General features: G+C 43.7%; 21 protein-coding genes. 14 read left to right on the top strand and 7 right to left on the bottom strand.

Annotated features, from left to right (window positions below; genetic code table 11):
- Positions 1–1344 carry a tyrosine-type recombinase/integrase gene (locus NLX78_RS11310; RefSeq protein WP_254350428.1) on the bottom strand — a complete coding sequence of 448 codons (1344 nt, stop codon included), beginning with the start codon at positions 1342–1344 and terminating at the stop codon, positions 1–3.
- A 130-nt stretch (positions 1345–1474) separates the two neighbouring features.
- Between NLX78_RS11310 and NLX78_RS11305 the strand changes: the two genes are divergently transcribed.
- From NLX78_RS11305 to NLX78_RS11290, 4 genes are all read left to right on the top strand, one after another.
- The gene (locus NLX78_RS11305) at positions 1475–1972 is read left to right on the top strand and encodes a bifunctional transcriptional activator/DNA repair enzyme AdaA (protein ID WP_254350454.1); all 498 of its coding nucleotides are present in this window, start codon (positions 1475–1477) and stop codon (positions 1970–1972) included.
- 25 nt (positions 1973–1997) lie between these two features.
- Entirely contained in the window at positions 1998–2483 is a 486-nt protein-coding gene (locus NLX78_RS11300) for a methylated-DNA--[protein]-cysteine S-methyltransferase (RefSeq protein ID WP_254328775.1), read from the top strand.
- A gap of 13 nt (positions 2484–2496) precedes the next feature.
- On the top strand, positions 2497–2784 hold the full coding sequence (locus tag NLX78_RS11295; protein WP_254328776.1) for an antitoxin Xre/MbcA/ParS toxin-binding domain-containing protein: 288 nt from the start codon (positions 2497–2499) through the stop codon (positions 2782–2784).
- Between the two features lie 165 nt (positions 2785–2949).
- A complete protein-coding gene (locus NLX78_RS11290; protein ID WP_254350427.1) occupies positions 2950–4827 on the top strand; it encodes a stalk domain-containing protein in 1878 nt (625 codons plus the stop codon).
- 85 nt (positions 4828–4912) lie between these two features.
- On the opposite strand, the gene NLX78_RS11285 is transcribed toward NLX78_RS11290, so the two are convergent.
- Positions 4913–5470 carry a YdhK family protein gene (locus NLX78_RS11285; protein ID WP_254350426.1) on the bottom strand — a complete coding sequence of 186 codons (558 nt, stop codon included), beginning with the start codon at positions 5468–5470 and terminating at the stop codon, positions 4913–4915.
- A gap of 290 nt (positions 5471–5760) precedes the next feature.
- Here NLX78_RS11285 and NLX78_RS11280 point away from each other — a divergent pair, with 290 nt between their 5' ends.
- The 3 genes from NLX78_RS11280 to NLX78_RS11270 all read left to right on the top strand — a co-directional run bounded on the left by NLX78_RS11280 (position 5761) and on the right by NLX78_RS11270 (position 8598).
- Positions 5761–6600: a MetQ/NlpA family ABC transporter substrate-binding protein gene (locus NLX78_RS11280; RefSeq protein ID WP_254350425.1), complete on the top strand. Its 840-nt coding sequence runs from the start codon at positions 5761–5763 to the stop codon at positions 6598–6600.
- Positions 6601–6669: 69 nt separating this feature from the next.
- Positions 6670–7839, top strand: a complete 1170-nt coding sequence (locus NLX78_RS11275; protein WP_254350424.1) for an aminotransferase class I/II-fold pyridoxal phosphate-dependent enzyme — start codon at positions 6670–6672, stop codon at positions 7837–7839.
- 48 nt (positions 7840–7887) lie between these two features.
- Positions 7888–8598 carry a 5'-methylthioadenosine/adenosylhomocysteine nucleosidase gene (locus NLX78_RS11270; RefSeq protein WP_254350423.1) on the top strand — a complete coding sequence of 237 codons (711 nt, stop codon included), beginning with the start codon at positions 7888–7890 and terminating at the stop codon, positions 8596–8598.
- Between the two features lie 18 nt (positions 8599–8616).
- Here the strand turns inward: NLX78_RS11270 and NLX78_RS11265 are convergent, their stop codons facing one another.
- The 4 genes from NLX78_RS11265 to NLX78_RS11250 form a co-directional block, all read right to left on the bottom strand.
- Positions 8617–9102 (bottom strand): DUF5381 family protein, encoded by a 486-nt coding sequence (locus tag NLX78_RS11265; RefSeq protein ID WP_254350422.1) that lies wholly within the window; start codon positions 9100–9102, stop codon positions 8617–8619.
- Positions 9095–9931, bottom strand: a complete 837-nt coding sequence (locus NLX78_RS11260) for a hypothetical protein (RefSeq protein ID WP_254350421.1) — start codon at positions 9929–9931, stop codon at positions 9095–9097. The genes NLX78_RS11265 and NLX78_RS11260 overlap by 8 nt, the downstream gene beginning before the upstream one ends.
- A gap of 33 nt (positions 9932–9964) precedes the next feature.
- A complete protein-coding gene (locus tag NLX78_RS11255; RefSeq protein ID WP_069290106.1) occupies positions 9965–11050 on the bottom strand; it encodes a WXG100 family type VII secretion target in 1086 nt (361 codons plus the stop codon).
- A gap of 271 nt (positions 11051–11321) precedes the next feature.
- A complete protein-coding gene (locus tag NLX78_RS11250) occupies positions 11322–12068 on the bottom strand; it encodes an MORN repeat-containing protein (RefSeq protein WP_254350453.1) in 747 nt (248 codons plus the stop codon).
- A gap of 311 nt (positions 12069–12379) precedes the next feature.
- On the opposite strand from NLX78_RS11250, the gene NLX78_RS11245 reads away from it, so the two are divergent.
- The 6 genes from NLX78_RS11245 (at position 12380) to NLX78_RS11220 (ending at position 15513) form a co-directional block, all read left to right on the top strand.
- Positions 12380–12958: a cell division protein ZipA C-terminal FtsZ-binding domain-containing protein gene (locus NLX78_RS11245; RefSeq protein ID WP_254350420.1), complete on the top strand. Its 579-nt coding sequence runs from the start codon at positions 12380–12382 to the stop codon at positions 12956–12958.
- Positions 12959–12978: 20 nt separating this feature from the next.
- On the top strand, positions 12979–13680 hold the full coding sequence (locus tag NLX78_RS11240; RefSeq protein ID WP_254350419.1) for a DUF1963 domain-containing protein: 702 nt from the start codon (positions 12979–12981) through the stop codon (positions 13678–13680).
- A gap of 100 nt (positions 13681–13780) precedes the next feature.
- Positions 13781–13933 (top strand): DUF6097 family protein, encoded by a 153-nt coding sequence (locus tag NLX78_RS26885; RefSeq protein WP_231109425.1) that lies wholly within the window; start codon positions 13781–13783, stop codon positions 13931–13933.
- A gap of 4 nt (positions 13934–13937) precedes the next feature.
- Positions 13938–14117 carry a DUF6097 family protein gene (locus NLX78_RS26880; RefSeq protein WP_254350418.1) on the top strand — a complete coding sequence of 60 codons (180 nt, stop codon included), beginning with the start codon at positions 13938–13940 and terminating at the stop codon, positions 14115–14117.
- Positions 14118–14169: 52 nt separating this feature from the next.
- Positions 14170–14637, top strand: coding sequence for a hypothetical protein (locus NLX78_RS11225; RefSeq protein ID WP_039274394.1), 468 nt, complete (start codon positions 14170–14172; stop codon positions 14635–14637).
- A gap of 78 nt (positions 14638–14715) precedes the next feature.
- Positions 14716–15513 carry a hypothetical protein gene (locus tag NLX78_RS11220; protein WP_254350417.1) on the top strand — a complete coding sequence of 266 codons (798 nt, stop codon included), beginning with the start codon at positions 14716–14718 and terminating at the stop codon, positions 15511–15513.
- A gap of 29 nt (positions 15514–15542) precedes the next feature.
- Here NLX78_RS11220 and NLX78_RS11215 read toward each other — a convergent pair whose 3' ends face one another.
- The gene (locus NLX78_RS11215) at positions 15543–15965 is read right to left on the bottom strand and encodes a hemerythrin domain-containing protein (protein WP_025718091.1); all 423 of its coding nucleotides are present in this window, start codon (positions 15963–15965) and stop codon (positions 15543–15545) included.
- A gap of 169 nt (positions 15966–16134) precedes the next feature.
- On the opposite strand from NLX78_RS11215, the gene NLX78_RS11210 reads away from it, so the two are divergent.
- On the top strand, positions 16135–16923 hold the full coding sequence (locus tag NLX78_RS11210; RefSeq protein WP_254350416.1) for a YwiC-like family protein: 789 nt from the start codon (positions 16135–16137) through the stop codon (positions 16921–16923).
- Positions 16924–16930: the final 7 nt, after the last annotated feature.

Genomic DNA, 16930 nt, shown 5'->3' with positions numbered 1-16930 from the left:
TCACTCCAACCCTTCGAAAAACCCAAGAATCTCGCTGTCTTCAATGACTACCTCCTGTAGTTCATGTTGTATCTTGTAGTGGGTTTGTTTCAAATTGCTTACACCATTAACATAGATTTCTTTCTCGACCTGTAGCATGTTCTCATGTACTTCGTTAATTAGCTCTAGTTGTCTCTTTTCATCAAAAAAATGTTCGTATACTGCTAAAGTTTCCTTACTGCGCCACCTCATATATCTAACAAATTCCTTTATGCGGATTATTCTTTCACTTTCATTAGATGAGGTTTCATAGATCGTCCTTATGACATTGGTTACATACCAATGCCTTGTCTTATGTGGATTTATTTTTAATACACTATGCTGGACAGCTTTTTTCCAATGAGCATACCAAGCATGATAACTATAGGGAGTGCCTCTTTTGCTTATAAATAGAGGGGCGTCGTCAGGCAACTTATCATACGGCGAACCAAGTGGATCATGTTTAATCCTCTCGTTTTTCAAATATTTCATTAACAATATATAGGTATCATTACTGAACAATAAAAACTTTGTTCTTATGCCGTTGCTACCTTTGTTAAACGTAGCAATTTCTCTAATAGACCGACGCGCTCGAAAATCACCTATTGTAACTGTAATAACTTCACTGGCTCTAGCACCCGTTTCAAAAAGCATACGAATTATTATTCGATCTCTAAGCTGCAATTTTGCTTTTTCTGCCGCAAGGTATACCTGTGAAGGCAAGGAAACATCATCTATTATCATAGGGAGCCATTCATTCTGAGTTATTTTGAAATACGAATCAGTTTGTCGCCGATAAGATGTTCTAATTGGCGGTTCAGTACCAGCTACCAATGGCATTCGGGGACGTCCATTCCGAAATCCATGAACAGTATGTATGTTTTCCGCATCAACTAATGGATTTGTATGTGAATAGTAATCAAGTCGAATCATTGACTTATAGAACGATTTAAGTGCCGCTAGAAATCTGTTTATAGTATCGGGGCTTTTTGGTGTTTGCTTTACCAACTCAAACGAACTCCAGTGACGGACCTTACAATACATTTTTTCTTTTAGATAATCAATTACAGCAACTCTTATTGCTTCCGGTGGCATGTTCCAAGATACTCTTGAGCCCTGATAGTTACTGCTTACATCCATCCAATAAAAGAACGGCAGCAGAATGTTTAGATAATTAGTTATAGATGAGTCTGCAATCATACCTTTTTGATCATGGTAATACTCAGTTAGCGGAATGAATGGCGATCCACTAGAATCAAACACTAATAAATTGTACTTACTTTCAATATGCGAAGGACACTGAAAAAAGCGATATCGATCCCACAATCCTTTCCCCTCCATAACAACAAACCTGGTATACAAATATATCGTCTTAAACTCGAATATTTAATACTATAAAATGTGATACATTCCATGTTATTGCCTTCATTTCTTGTTCAATTCAACAATTAACTAAATTAATCTTACAATTTTTACCGCTGTGAAAACAACCCGCATATACTGCCGACCTTCCTGTCGATCCAAAAAGCCGAAAAAAATAAATGTGGAGTTTTACTTTGATTTGGACAAAGTGGAAAAAGCGGGTTTTCGTGCTTGCAAAAGATGCCAGCCCCATACAGACCATTCGCCGTATATCAGACTTGTGCAGAATGTGGTAACCTTCTTGGTCAATCATTACAAGGAAAAAATTGTATTGCAGGATATTGCGGATCATATCGGAATAAGCTCCTTTTACTTGGATCGGATCTTTAAACAGGAAACCGCCGAAACCCCGCGTACGTATTTGGAAAAAATAAGAGTAGATAAGGCAGCCTATCTTCTTAAAAGTACAAATCTTACGAATCTTGAGATTTGCTATGAGACGGGCTTCCAAAGTCCCTCCCATTTCTATAAGGCGTTTCGCAGCTTGAACCATTGTTCTCCTAGTGAGTATAGAAAGTTGAGTAAGGATTAGAAAAGGAAGGAGGTCGTATCCTTTTATGAGCGAACTATACGTATTGAAGTATGTATCGCCGATTGGAGAGATAGAGATACAGGGCACAAATGAGGCTGTCTATTCTATTATGTTCTCTAATCGGAATGAGCTCTTAACGAGGGCTATAGAAGAGGTTCCAATCCAAGTATTAGCGGAATGCGCTACCCAGCTTGACGAGTATTTTAAAGGTGAGCGCTTTGAGTTTACGTTTCCTTATGCCTTTGAAGGTACGGATTTTCAGCAAAAAGTATGGAATGCTCTGGTGTCCGTGGGGTACGGTAAAACGACAGCTTATAAAGATATTGCTCTTGCTATTGGGAATGAAAAAGCGATCCGAGCCGTAGGCAGTGCTAATGGAAAAAATAAGCTAAGCATTGTGATTCCATGTCACCGAATTATCGGTTCCAATCAGAAACTAACGGGCTATGCAGGAGGGCTATGGAGAAAAGAATGGTTGCTCCAGCATGAGAAGCGTTGTCTGAGGCCCTAAGGAGGATTCGTAGATGAGAGACATATATTTGAAAGAGTTTAAGCCGGAGAGCTGGGCCAACATGGTTCAGCTCTATCAGGAGCGGTATGATCAGGTAGATCCGGCTATAAGAGCAAAAGTGGCCGAAAGTAAAATTCCAAAGGAGATTCAGATTGTGCTGCTGCCCGATATGGGGGAGTATTTGCTGACTTGGATGGATCGAAAAGTCCCCGCACTCGGCCACGAAACACCGTCGCATTATTTGAAAAGCGAAGAAGGGACTAAAGCACTGAAGGCGGCTATATTACGTATGCCACGTTGAAGAAGCGGACCAAGAAGATACATATGAACATTGAACAGAAGAACAGAGCGCGAATGATGGAAAAAGTGAGTTCGCATATCCATAACTGTAATCATATGGCATGAACTTCATCTAACCCTATGCTATGATTTACCGACAAGAATAGATGCAAAAGGGGAAATAAGAATGAAGCTCAAAAGAATGATGTTCCTACTTTCGTTTTTAACGATTTTTGTAGGGTTGTTCACTTTGTGTACAGAAAGTGTTCACGCTGCCAATTCGACAGTATTCAGAAATGGAGATAAGCTTAAGCTTACCCTTGATGATGGTAATGGAGTAAACAGAGTGTTTAAATTCGATCTCCCGTTTACGATTAAGCCTGATACGCCAATTCGTCTGTATAGCAACTATATTGAAATTCCTTCTGGTGACTTTACGATTGATTATGCCAACTCTACAATTACGATTGCGGATTCACGACCAGCACCTTATTCAGGATCAGAAAATCATATAGAACTTCCTATAACTATGAAAGGGTCTGTGCAGTCAGTCGATGAATCTACAGTAACTCCACTTGAGGAGGAGCCGAAAGTAACGCAGCCTGAGGTGGAGACCCATATAAAAGAGATTTCCACTCCCAGTAAACCCGAGGTTGCTCAACCTGTGGACGAACCGAAAGTAATTGAATCTCAAGTAACCCAGCCTGTCGTGGAGCCTAAAGTGGACCAAGCGGTTGATGAGTCACCGGAAATCCCTTTGACTATCCCGTCTGGAGAAAATTTTCCGGGTACATTTACAATCAACTCTTCAGGTACGTCATTTTCGGTTCGTTTGAAAATAAAAAATATTCAACCCACGTATACTTCATACGTTATGGTCAAAAATGCAGATGCTCAATTAATTAAACGGATTCAGTTCGATCCGGAAACAACGTTTACCTACCCTTTGAGTAACCTGAATTTATCTACGGGTGGATACTACTTTTATATCAAAATGATCGACCAGTCGGGAAATTCGGCAGCGTCTGTACCCCAATTTGTTCCCATAAATAATAACAAGGCTCAGAAGGTTGAGGTGTTTATAGACGGGAAACTGCAACAATATGAGCAGCCTGCGACCTCTATTAGCGGAAGTATGCTGGTGCCATTTCGTGCCGTTTTTGAGGCGCTTGGGGCGAAAGTGAAATGGGATGGAGCTACCAAGACTGTTACTGCAACCAAAGGAAATACAACGATCAAGTTAACTGTAGGCTCCAGAGATGCCTATATCAACGGTAAATTAGTGCGTCTCAATGCGGCGCCGAGGCTCATTAACGGCAAAGTAATGGTTCCTATTCGCTTTGTAAGCGAGGCGCTAGGTGCGAAGGTAAAGTGGAATATTGCAGCTCAGAGCGTTGTGATTTTTCTTGCTCCACCGCAGGTTTTGACAACCAGTGAAAGTGAACAATTAATGGAGGAAAATGAAGATGCTTCCGAATCACAATCCAACACAACGATTCTGAAAAAGATATCCACCACCTTCTCCAAATCTACGGATATTGTGTTCGTCATAGATGTTACAAGTAGTATGACAGGGACGCTGGATTATGTGAGACAGAAGGTGAAAGGCTTTGTTGATTCCGTTCCAGCAGGTTCCCAATTTGCTGTCGTTGCATTTCGGGATATCAATCTGAAGACAGATAAAGATTTAGAATTTTTGGAGTTTACGACCGATAAAAACAAGTTAAAAGGTAATTTGAATATGTTGCGCCCTTCCGCTGGTGGGGATTTGAAGGAATCGGGATTAGAAGCTATTCAGTTAGCTATAAGTAAATTCCCCAAAAATTCTAATTCCAAAACGATCATATTCATTACAGATGCACCAGTTCATGATAAGAATACAGATCTGGGTAAAGCCCGTTTTTCAGTAGATGAAATCAACGAGCAATTACAGAAAAATGGTGTTATTTTTAATGCAATCGTGCCTGCAAATGGAACAGCCAACAAACAAATGAAAAAGCTTGTAGATACCAACAAAGGGGCTTTGTATGATATCAAGGATGCCAAGCTGAATTTAGCGAAGTAGGTTTGTCTAAACCCAAATAAAGCCGTATAAAGGGAGCCGATGTAAGGCTCCCTTTTGCTATCATAAGCGCCTGTGTTGTAAGTGTCTAATGGGCTGAAAGCTCACTCTCCGTCACCCATTTATGATTTTTGACAGACTCCCCTCCTGTAGTCGGCGTATAATCTACCATATATACGGTCGTTGGTTCTGCAGAGTCAATGGTAGCCTTAGCCCCATCCATCCCCTTCATATGATCTGCTGCAAGGATAACTTCTGTGCCTGCTGCATAGGGCTCGCTGCCTGCATCTTTAATCTCTTCATGAATAACCCACTTATGATTATTCACTTTTTCTTCTCCAGTGGTTGGAGTATATGAGACCGTATAAGCAGTAGTCGTATAAGCACCAACAATCGTGGCAGTAGCCCCATTCATGCCTGCCATATGGTCAGCTCGAATAGTCGCTTGGCTACCAACTTTGAAGGCTGGATTTTCAGCTTCTTTTAGTCCGGTAGGAAGCTCACTGGAAGTGGAATGGTTCATATCCGATGTGTCGTGCTGTTGACTGCTGTTTGTCGTGTGCTCCTGGTTTGGCGTGTTACTGTTTCCGCACCCACTCAAAATAATCATAATTGTACCAGCGAGCAAAGCCCATTGCATTCTCATATTTACAGCTCCTTTAGGGTTTTAATTACATATTTTAAATGTACCCCTATAGGGTATATTTAAAACGGAAGTATATGACAAACGTGTGAAGTGTTTTGCTTTCAAGGGGATCTCCTGTTGTGCCCCCTTTTTTGCTATGCAGCAGATGCGTAATTAAATGTTGTTGACAGTGAATAAAAAATCATTGTAATATCTATAAAACGCATCAAGTTACTTGGTATTTTGAGCGATTGTAAACATTCTAACTCACCAAAAGTAGATGATATCAAGGAGCAGGGGGAGACATCAAAATGAAGAAACCATGGATTTCATTTATATTGCTGCTGGGAGCAGTCGTGCTTTTTATTTCAGGCTGCGGCAGCAAGAATACGTCGGGCAACGCTGCGGGTGAAGAAAAGAAAACACTGCATATCAGCTTTAATCCCGGTCCATATAGCGATCAGTTTAAGAATGGTGTGGCTCCATATTTGGAGAAGAAAGGCTATACGATTACATATAAAGAGTTTACAGACGGTGTTCAGCCCAATGTAGCCGTGGCTAAGGGGGATATTGATGCTAATGTGTTTCAGCACTCGCTCTACCTGGATTCTATGAATAAGCGGGAGAATATTGATCTGATTGGTGCTGTCCAGGTCCCGACTCCTCCAATGGGATTGTACTCCAGCAAGCATACCAGCCTTGACGAAATCAGTGAGGGAGCCCAAATCAACCTGCCCAACGAGCCAGTCAATATGCTGCGTGCGCTGAATATTTTGAAGGAAGTAGGCTGGATTACGTTAAAGGACAATATCGATCCATTGCAAACCTCGGTGAACGACATCACCTCTAATCCGCATCATCTGCAATTTGTTGCTACCGACCCGGCACAGGGGCCACGTGCACTGGAGGATGTTGATTTTGCGGCTATACAAGGGAACTTTGCTGTATCGAATGGAATAAAGCTGACCTCGGCATTAAAGCTTGAAAATATGACAGATCCGTTCACGAACGTAGTCGCTGTGGACAGCAAGAACAAGGATAAGCCCTTCGTCAAAGACATTATTGAAGGATATCATTCAGATGAATTCCAAAAGTACATCCAATCGAATGCTGATTATGAAGGCTACAAGCTGCCAAGCTATTTCAAATAATATGGGGTATTATCTTCTGCGGGCTGACGTTGTCAGCCTGTATCTTATGGATAGAAGGTGGAGATGAACGTGATTTTTTCATCCTCTGATCTCGTCAAGGCTCTGCCTGACAACTATTTTAGCGCAATGGATGACAAGGTGAATCTGTATAAAAGTAAGGGAATAGATGTAATCAATTTGGCAGCCGGCAACCCGGATCAGCCGACACCGGCGCATATCATCAGCGCTTTGAAGGAAGCGGTCGATCAACCGATCAATCAGGGTTATCCGCCTTTTCATGGAAAAAAAAGCACGCTGGAGGCTGTCGCCGCGTTCTATAAACGGGAGTATCACGTGGAACTGGATCCTGACCGGGAGATTGCCATATTCAACGGCTCAGCTATAGGCGTAATGGGGATTCCCCAAGCGCTATTGAATCCAGGTGATTGGTTATTGACCACCGATCCGGCATATCCCCAATATTATTCCGCTGCTGCGCTGGCAAGAGCCCATATTCATACGATTCCGCTTGATGAGAAGCATGGCTTCTTGCCTGATTATACAACCGTACCGGAAGAAATTGCAGAGCAGGTCAAATTGCTCATGATTAATTATCCGAACAATCCGACTGGAGCAGTAGCTACAGCAGATTTCCTGACAAAGACGCTGAATTATGCCGTTCGGTACCAGTTTCCGGTTATGAATGATTTTGCTTACGGTGCTCTTGGATTTGACGGGCATAAGCCGATTAGTTTATTGCAAATCCCCGGCGGCAAGGAGTATGGCGTCGAGACGTATACGGCTTCCAAAACGTATAACATGGCTGGATGGCGCTTCGGATTTGCAGTGGGGAATTCGTCCATCATTGGTGCGCTCAAGCATTATCATACGCATGCCTACAGCACTGTTTTTGGAGCGGTACAGGATGCGGGAGCTGTGGCATTGCTGGGCACGCAGGAACCGGTACGGGAGCTCGCGGCGTTATATGAGCGGCGCCGTGATGTTCTGATTGCAGCGTTACGAGGTATTGGCTGGGATGTAGCTGCTCCCCAAGGGTCTTTTTTTGCCTGGTTTAAGGTGCCAGAGGGGTATACATCGGCTTCCTTTGCAGACTTTTTATTGGACGAAGCGCATGTTGCGGTCGCTCCTGGAGAAGGTTTTGGTCGTGCAGGAGCTTCTCATGTGCGGGTCAGTCTGGTAAACAGTGAGGAAAGGCTGCTGGAGGCGGTGCAGCGCATCGCAGCAACGGGTGTTTTTTAAGTATAAGCTGGAATACAAGGAATTCATGGAGGGAGCGGGAAAAGAACTTTGAGTATAGCGATTATCGGAGCTATGGAGGAAGAAATAGCAGATTTGAAAGCGCAGATCGAAGGGATAAAGATGACCCAGATTGCGAACGGGATTTTTTATACGGGCCAGCTTGAGGGCAAGGGAGTTATTCTGCTGCAATCAGGAATTGGCAAAGCGAACGCAGCCTCGACTACGGCGCTGTTGATTGAGCGATTTAGCCCGGAGCTTGTCATTAATACCGGATCTGCGGGTGGGCTCGATCCAGCGCTGCATGTTGGCGATGTCGTAGTGGCGACCGAGCTGACTTACAGCGATGTGGACGGAACGGCGTTCGGCTATACCTACGGACAGGTGCCACAGATGCCGGCAAGTTATCCTGTCGATCCAGCGCTGCTTGCTTTTGCGACAGAAGCGCTGGCAGAGACCAGGATTGAGGGGCAGATCGTCAAAGGTTTGATTACGACGGCAGACTCTTTTATCTCCCAGGCTGAACGCGCCCATTTTATCCGTAGCCAGTTTCCTGAAGCGAAAGTGACGGATATGGAAGGGGCCGCGGTCGTTCAGACTGCGTACCAGTTTGGTGTTCCATTTTTGGCTGTCCGTTCTTTGTCTGATCTTGCCGGTGTAGAAGCGGCGGATTCTTTTGACTCCAATCTTGATTTGGCTGCGGCCAACTCGGCAGCAGTGGTTGTGGCTCTTGTAGCTGCATATGATAGAGACAAGCTTTGATATATTCAATGGCACTATTCAGGAACGTTTTTTCTTTGGCTTGCCATGCTGGTTAATGAGAGTTCGAAGTTGTTTCCCTGCTTGGTTCAGCTCCATATCGTTCAACACATAATCGGTGCTGACTTCCCAGGTACTGCGGTCATTCAGATGAAAAATAAAGGCGGGAAAGCGAGGGCGCAGCCATTTGCGGATGGAGGCCCCTTCGAATTCGACTTTAGTGATTGCAGCCCACGGGACAGTTCGAATACCATCGGAAATGCTGTGTTCGTCAAAGATGAACAGGTAGGTATCCTTACGAAGCGTTCTGCTCAAACAAACCACAAGATAGCTACCGAAAAAAGGAAGTCCGACAATGGCTGACGTAATAAAGAAGAAGATTTGTAGAGCTGAGATATCTTCGTCGATAAAAATGAGCAGCAGCAAAAACAGACAAATCAGCACAAACATCAAGCTGCCCATGGCCTTCCAAAATGCCAAAGATCTGCGATATACAATTCTATCCACGGAATACCGCCTCGTCGCGAACAAACTCCTGAATGAAATATGATATCCGTTCTCTCCAGTCAGCTTCGGTTACACTTTCAATACGCAGACATGGGGTGGCATGCATATCCAGTTCTGTATTTCTTACGATCCACACATCATTCGTTCCTTTAAGAACAAATAGCAGATTTGTAACGGAAGGTCCATCTTCATCTGTATCCGCGTATATCATCTGGCTCAAATTATCTAGGCTACACTGATTACGATCAAAATCCTCTCGCCAGTCTTGTATCATTTGTTGGGCCGACTCATGAAGCTTCCACGTTGTCATTTGCTGCATGCTGAAGTTGGATGAGGTTAACTCATTCCACTGTTCTTCGGTCAGATCGACGTATCGGCTGTGCGCATTGAAGTTCGAAGCAAGCAGGCCGAACAATTGATCAATGTCATGATGCCAGTCTTCTGGGGAAGACCAGCGAAAGAAATGGAGTTCATTGTGACTGGAGAAATGATACAGAAAACGTTCATTTCCATGGTGTATCGTTAATGTATTTTGCATATCCTGTTGCTCCTTGTAGCCACGTAGCATCTGACGACTTTGTACCAGATGAGCTAGCATTTCAACAATGAACTCATCAAATTCGAGCTGTTGTTGCTCGTCATCCCGTTGTTCCATCAGACCCTTGGATATCAGGCTATGCGTTGCAGCATGAAAAAGCAGTTCCCAGCGATCTTCGGTTAGTTCCCCGTAATAAGATTGGAGCAGACCAGAAGCCATATCTTCTGCGCCCAGTGCGGTCAAGGCAAAGCCTAGTTCCTCAAGCGTTAAAATTACCGTTTGTTTATCCATAGTCAGGCTCCTTCTCCATCTGTTAGGTATATGTCATTTAAATAGTTTGCTGGCCCAACGTATCCCTTTTTCGGCGAATTTGGCGACTTTTCCACCTGCCCAGCTTCCCACCGTACCGCCGACATAAGCACCGACGGCTGCACCGACCGGACCACCGATAGCGCCGCCTACGGCTCCCAAAGCGACAGCACCGCCATAAGTTGCAGCGGTTTTAATCGCTACGTTAGAAGCAGATACAGCCACATCCGTTCCGGTAAGCTTCCCGCTTTTCCATTTTCCAGCCAGACTGATACCCTCGCCCACAATATTCATGGTGGCATTAATAGGGTACAGCTTTTTGGCAATCATGCCGGGAATTTGGCGGGTGGCTATGCCATATCGGCCTTTTTCCACCCCGGCGATGACGTTCCGCGTCCACTGAGGAAAGCTGTTGGCTTTATTGAACCCGAGGCCGAGCTTACCCATTTGAAGCTTTCCAGCTAATCGATCAAAGCCCTTTAACCCCTTCATCACAATACCGGGTTTGGCGAATTGGCGGTTTAGGCTTTTGCCTAAATTACGCATAAAAGCATTGTTACCCTTGCCTTTTACCCATGCCGCATTATGTATAACCGCTCGAGTGGGATTCTTCAGACTTTTCTTGAATTCTACTGTTTTGGTGAGCACAAGGGTGGAAGCCAGACCGCTATAGATAGCTGTTCCGGCAAATCCCAGTTGCCCGCGCCATTTATTGGCTTCTGAAATGCTGTTAATGGCTATATCTGCTGGATCGGGTCCTTTTTTCCCGGAAGTTGTCCCTTCACTGCTGCCGATCTGTCCGCTGTGATCTCCTTTATTAATACCTGTGTCTGCTTGGGTATCTGTTTCCTTGAATTTTACTGCAATGGAACGTAGCTCTGTGCTGACAGAACCGACAGTTTGAGTGAAAGCATCCATTTGTCCACGAGCTTTATGAAAATCCTGATAAAAGCGCTGTTGTGTTGTTCCTGCCCAGCTATTTTCCAACATCTGAATATGCTGTGACAGTTGTCCGCAAATTTGTGCCCCCAGCTCACGTGCCTGTGCGAACTGCCTGGAAACCGCCTCTAGTTTCTCAGGAGGAACCATAATTTTAGCCATGATGTCCACCTCGGATGATTAAAATAATTACTTATATTTTAGTGAATCTAGTGGGGGTTAGCAAAAAAAGGAGGGGATTTAAGTGAAAAATAAGTCATTTGTATGAGTTCCTGAGGATTCATAAGGGAGAATAGTAGGAGTGTTATGATCCGAAGTTCTTATAAGTTATTCATAACGAAAACGAAAAAAGCCCCTCTTTTCAAATGGAGCTTTCCATTAGAAAGAGAGGTCTTCTTGCGTAGAGGCTAATACATGTTTCGCGTCGTATTAATTATTTTAGCGGAATCTGCTTGGACAGCTTTTCAAACTGCTGCAAGTGAGGAGTGACCTTGGCGGTAATTCCTTTAAAATACTTGATGGACGCTTGTCTTTGACGTTCTTTGGTAGCAGTCTCTTCAGGGAACATGGAGTATTCCTTTTGGACAGAGCCATTTTTATAATTTACGGAGAAGAGCTCTCCTTTTTGCCACCTTTGGACCAGATCTTGATTACTGTGCAAGATATTTAACACTTCTTTTCCATTTTTATAAGTGAAGCTGTAGTCTGGATCGGCCACAGCGTGGATTACTTGGTAGCCGTTCTGTAATCCATTGTTCTGAAAAGTACCTACTTGAATCTCGTTCGAACGTACGGTTCCGTCCATTTGCGTCACTTTTTCAGTCTGCGTACCCTTGCCGCTCATCGTGTCATTGTTCCATGTGCCGTTGTATACGATTTTATGATTTTGTCCATCTGCATCCGTGTATTGATTTATATATTTTCCAGTACCTGAACGCTTGCCATTCACAAAATCACCCGAATACTGCTTATATTGGCTCCATTTGATCGTACCACGTCCGTTGGGCTGCCCATTCTCAACCTCTCCATAGTAAGTCGTCTGACCAGATAGCTGAAGCAATTCCCTGGTTGCAGCCGCATTCGCCGCAGGTGTACTTACAGACAGCGCTCCAGATATCAGCGATGCGGATACCATAATAGGCAGAGATAGATATTTCCCTTTTTGCCAAAGTTTTTGCATCATGAGTTCTCTCCTTTCGAAGCTTTGAAATTCTAAAAAGTTATGTTCAACAACCCAGCACCGTTTTTATACTATTTTGTGCTTGGTGATTTATAGTTTAATATATATTGAGAATTATAGGAAACTGTAAAGTGAAAACAGCTAGTTAGGAGAGAGATTCATGAATTTACCTGAACATGGGAGTGAGGATGTATCTAGCATCCTTGCCGTGAAGTTGGAATATGAGCCTGTGAAGACCATAAAAGGAATCCATCAAGTGGAGCCTGATGCTAATATTTATTGGCTGATTGATGTAGAATTCAGCAGACTTTATGAACACACTGCCAGCGCGTTTTCAGGAGAAGGGCACCGTTCATGTGCTTCCTCGGGAGGATGCTGCCCATGCACGTGCAAAAGCGGAAAAACTTAAAGCATTTACAGATCAGGAAGATGAAAGGGAACACGCTGTCATGCTTGTGCTAGTAGCGGATCAAGGCCAATCTTACCGTGGAGCGGATATCTGGGATGTCATGCTGAGCCTCGAAATGGAGTGGGGAGATATGGATATTTTCCATGCACACCATCACGGTCAGGGAGGCTATGATGAACTATTTAGCGTACATACGGGAACCGAGCCTGGCTTTTTTTGGTTGAGTACACTCGCGGAGGATCGCTTTGCAGATTTGATTTTCAGTATGGATGGGGTACGGACCGTGCAGCCGCAAACTGTGTTTGAGGCAATGTGGAAAAGTGCCGAATATGCGCGCGCCAGACTCGGCGGGACATTAGTGAATGAACAGGGTCTGCCAGCTATGCCGGAAGATTATCTACATCAGATTCAAGAGATGGAAGATCGATTAAGTGAGTTTGGATTTAAAGCAGGCGAGGATGTTGTTGCGTTTCTATTCTAGATTAGAAAGGAGTGATTTCGTTGCCCAGCAACTCTATTGAGAAGCTAAGAACGATTCTAAAACGTAAAGCTACTATTTTTCATACAGGGGGTCGCAGACCGTCGGGTTCCCTTGAACAGAGCTGGATTGGTAGAGTTACAGTGGCTTTGCCAACGGAGGAACAACCCATTGATGTACAGGGGAATGTTATGGCTCCGATCATGCAATTGTATTTGCCTGCCTTGCCCTTTGTCCCTGAAGCTATGCACAGTGTCAAGCTGTTGACCGTCTTCCTCTCTCCCGATGTACTGGATCATGAGGACATGGAAGGATATATGTGTATTCGTCAGTATACGTCGGTAGAGGATTTGGTTGAAAAAGATTTTGATCCGGCATTTATGCAAATCAAAGCATTTCCGCTGTTCCCCGAACTTAAAGAGAATGATTATCCGGTCTGGGACGGTGAAGATATCCCTGAGGAATACGGCGATGTTCTCAACCAGATGGACGAGGAGGAACCCGACTATTTTGAGGACATCGTAGAGGACATATATGCGGTTCACAAAATCGGTGGCTATCCCAGCTTTATTCAACCAGGCATCGACTTTGGCGAGGGCTATGAATTTGTGTTTCAGATTGCCTCAGATGCCAAAGCCCAATTGAATATTGTGGATGGAGGCAGCTTTTATTTTGCCAAGCATCAGAATGAAGGAGTCTGGCAGGGGTACTTTGATTTTTACTAATAGGCTCATTTAGAGAGCAGTCTGGAACCGATCGTTTCGTAGAGCATGGCAACCCAATATACTCGTAGTTTAGAAGCTATCGAAAATGGAGTGAAAAGATATGAATGTTTTAGGTCAGCTAGGTTCTGCTATTCAGAGTAGTCTATTTATTCAATCCGAATTGAAGAAAGCACATGCATTTATTCAGAAGCACGACCTGCCTGTAGAGCAGGTGGAAAATGATTTTCACAAGCAAATCATCGTGCTGGAGTAGTATTTTGCTGCAAGTGCTGGCGAATGCCATGTTTGACCATTGGGTTCCCTCTATCACTTTGCTCAGTGTTGTATTCGTGGGTGTGATCGTTCTTGGCATCGTTAGAAATGTTTATGTCAAGCAATTACATATGCGCGTGCTAAATCGGGCCTGGCAGGCCATTTTCAATCATGTGGACAAATGAGGACAGAGAGTAACTGTAGGAGATTGGCATAATAGCTGAAGGAGTGACAGCAATGAATGACTGGGAATCGGGAATCATTCAGGTTGATGGTGAGCGTGCTATCTACTCATCTTTAACGGAAGATCAGTTGTTAGAGACCACTTGGTATTCGAAATATTTTCATTCTGTAAGAAAGCTTGGGAATGACTACATCTGGTATCATTTCGATCAGGTTTCTTTGCTGTGTCGGCATTTTTTTGTGTCTGTATGCTTTAAGGATACAAACTTAATTGTCGTGGAGATTTCGCTCCAGGGAGATGAATTTCCAACTTCGTGGGATAATTGGTCTGAGGAAGGAGAGAGAAAGCGACAAAGGGAGCATGATCGTTTGTTACAGCAACATTTGTCCGTAAAGCCAAGCTATCGTCAAACAAAGCCTTACCCCTATATGGAATATGAACTGAACTGGGGGAAAATCTCTTCTTATTTTGACCCCCGGTCGGGAAATACGGCCATTGCTTTTAAGTATAAAGATGAATAGTGATCTTACATAAAATACACGACAATCCTGCGCTTTGTGCTCGAGGTGAGGGTGTTGGATGAGTAAGGGAGATGTGTTGTGGATAAAAAGGCGAAAAAAATACTGATGAACACATTCTGGTCCTCTAGCGGCTGGAAGCAGGAGCGGGAATCTTTTTCGGGTGAGGATTTTGAATATGCCAAAAGTAAGGGCTTGATGTTCGATCCGATCACTATTACACATAACGAGATTATAAACAGGCTACATGAGCTGCACCAGCAAAAGGCTACAAAAGAGCGAGTGGCAGCAGCGTTTTTGCACAGTCTTTCCACGAAAAAGGTTCATTTACGAAGCGCCTTATCGAGCTGGGCATTAACCGCAGGGCTTCCTTTGCACACCTATGGGGAGCGGCCTGTCGTCTTGCCCAATTACAGTAGCTGTGGGGATTGTAATTTTAATAAATTGATGTCTGATAAGGAATATGTCAATGAAGATTTGAATGTACTGAATTTTGAACGAATCAAATGGGGCGGTATTCGTCTGAACCACCTTCTGTATTGCTGGATGGACCTTGAATTGTTCAGTCTAGAAGAGGCTGTTCAGATTTCCGATGAGGATCTGACTATACTTCAGAACATGCTCGAAGCTGTTCAGAACTGTGATGCTCAAAGTAGTGCACGTCAATTGGAAAAGCGCTGGAAGGATGTGTTTCCATCCAGCAAAAACGAGCGTGATGTAGTCATGGAGGTGTGGGGATATGCCGGACTGCTGGTTCCACAGGACACGCCTCGTAAACGACAGCACGGCAATCATGATTTTTATTCCGTAGCAGCTTGGCAAGGAGATGACGGATACTCGCAGGAGGCGTTGGACTATTTCTTCGGTACGTTTTTATAGAGAAAGTGAATCGTTATGCCACATCTTGATCATGACGGTTCCTCAAACAACAAACGTTCTTCTTCCCGACTATGAATGGCATTGACAACCAGAAGCGCGTGGAACTGCTGAAGAACTTCAGGCGTAAGTCCTTCTTCACGGATCATGGCTTTGAGCTCTTTTACAATGATTCGGAGCAGATCATGATCCCGTGTAAGTTTGACGACAGCCTCCTGCAGTTCCGGTTTTTTCTCGACCATTTCCTGATAGAATCCTTCCTCTTCTGCATCAGCATGGCTAAGAATGCGGGTTTCCCAATATTCGATCAAGTGGTCGGCAGCCTGGCGCGCCACCTTGAATTCTTTTGCTTCGAGTAATTCCTCTACTTCTCTCGTCTTATCTAGAGCGCCAGATAGCCCGCCTTGATGAATGGCATGATGAGCATGCAGTTGACGTAAAGAAGGTCCTCCCATAACAGTTCATCCTTTCTTTGTACCCTTTTTTAGTACAGTATAGCATAAGAAAATAGCGTTATTTTTCCGGTTAGGATTTTCCCCCCTAAGGAAAAGGGAACTCCCTAATTGGTTCAATTTCATATAATACTTAGAATGAAGTTAGAAGATAAAACTCAATCTTGGGGGAATGGATGATGAATCGATTAACCGAAATAACAGACATAAAAAAGATTGTGAAAAAAGGATCAAGGGTTTGAAGGGGATGAGCAGATACATACCCAATCAACATGGAGCTTGGGCCATGCTCATTCTTCCATTTTTATTCGGTTTAGCTGCTTCTCGAGGGGAACTCATTCATATCCCCCTATTTGTGTGCTGGTTTTTTATCTACTTATTCAGTTTTCCTGTCCTCCAATGGATCAAAACAGGCAGCAGTGAAAGATACCGCAAACCCGCCGTTGTATACGGAGTGATATTACTTCCTTTGTTAATTTCACTGATATGGTTTGAGACTGCCTTGATCTGGTATGGAGCTCTTCTATTGCTCTTTTTTATGGCTAATATTTATTTTGCAAAAACGAAAAATGAACGTGCTTTACTCAATGACATTGTTGCAATTCTACTCTTTTGTTCTTTTATATACCCTGTTATTTATATGGGGGGAGGAGAGGATTGGAGAGTAGCAACAGAGCTATTCTTGCTTTTGGTGCTTTACTTTATCGGAACTGCTTTGTATGTCAAAACGATCATTCGTGAAAGAAAAAATATACGTTACCATTATGCTTCCATCATCTATCATTTGGTGATTTTGTTGTTTGCTACTTGGTTAAATTCACCTCTGTTTGTTCCTTTTTTGATTTTTTTGATACGGGCCATATGGCTTCCTAAACTCGGATTAAAGGCAAAACAAGTTGGCATGGCGGAAATTGGATTTTCAATGATGCTCTATGTTTTTGTGTTGTTTTTATACTTCTAAAAGGAGA

Origin of the sequence: Paenibacillus sp. Lou8.1, assembly GCF_024213565.1 — a bacterium.
In the GTDB taxonomy this organism is placed as follows: Bacteria; Bacillota; Bacilli; order Paenibacillales; family Paenibacillaceae; genus Paenibacillus; species Paenibacillus polymyxa_B.
Note: the sequence above shows the minus strand (reverse complement) of the source record. Positions and strands in the feature narration are given on the sequence as shown.

What these genes read in the sequence shown, in the direction of transcription:
- NLX78_RS11250 (WP_254350453.1), bottom strand. Translation starts at nt 12,068, where the DNA reads ATGCAAAAACTTTGGCAAAAAGGGAAATATCTATCTCTGCCTATTATG.
- NLX78_RS11255 (WP_069290106.1), bottom strand. Translation starts at nt 11,050, where the DNA reads ATGGCTAAAATTATGGTTCCTCCTGAGAAACTAGAGGCGGTTTCCAGG.
- NLX78_RS11295 (WP_254328776.1), top strand. Translation starts at nt 2,497, where the DNA reads ATGAGAGACATATATTTGAAAGAGTTTAAGCCGGAGAGCTGGGCCAAC.
- NLX78_RS11210 (WP_254350416.1), top strand. Translation starts at nt 16,135, where the DNA reads ATGGATGATGAATCGATTAACCGAAATAACAGACATAAAAAAGATTGT.
- NLX78_RS11280 (WP_254350425.1), top strand. Translation starts at nt 5,761, where the DNA reads ATGAAGAAACCATGGATTTCATTTATATTGCTGCTGGGAGCAGTCGTG.
- NLX78_RS11285 (WP_254350426.1), bottom strand. Translation starts at nt 5,470, where the DNA reads ATGAGAATGCAATGGGCTTTGCTCGCTGGTACAATTATGATTATTTTG.
- NLX78_RS26885 (WP_231109425.1), top strand. Translation starts at nt 13,781, where the DNA reads ATGAATGTTTTAGGTCAGCTAGGTTCTGCTATTCAGAGTAGTCTATTT.
- NLX78_RS11300 (WP_254328775.1), top strand. Translation starts at nt 1,998, where the DNA reads ATGAGCGAACTATACGTATTGAAGTATGTATCGCCGATTGGAGAGATA.
- NLX78_RS11225 (WP_039274394.1), top strand. Translation starts at nt 14,170, where the DNA reads ATGAATGACTGGGAATCGGGAATCATTCAGGTTGATGGTGAGCGTGCT.
- NLX78_RS11215 (WP_025718091.1), bottom strand. Translation starts at nt 15,965, where the DNA reads ATGGGAGGACCTTCTTTACGTCAACTGCATGCTCATCATGCCATTCAT.
- NLX78_RS11245 (WP_254350420.1), top strand. Translation starts at nt 12,380, where the DNA reads ATGAACACACTGCCAGCGCGTTTTCAGGAGAAGGGCACCGTTCATGTG.
- NLX78_RS11260 (WP_254350421.1), bottom strand. Translation starts at nt 9,931, where the DNA reads ATGGATAAACAAACGGTAATTTTAACGCTTGAGGAACTAGGCTTTGCC.
- NLX78_RS11290 (WP_254350427.1), top strand. Translation starts at nt 2,950, where the DNA reads ATGAAGCTCAAAAGAATGATGTTCCTACTTTCGTTTTTAACGATTTTT.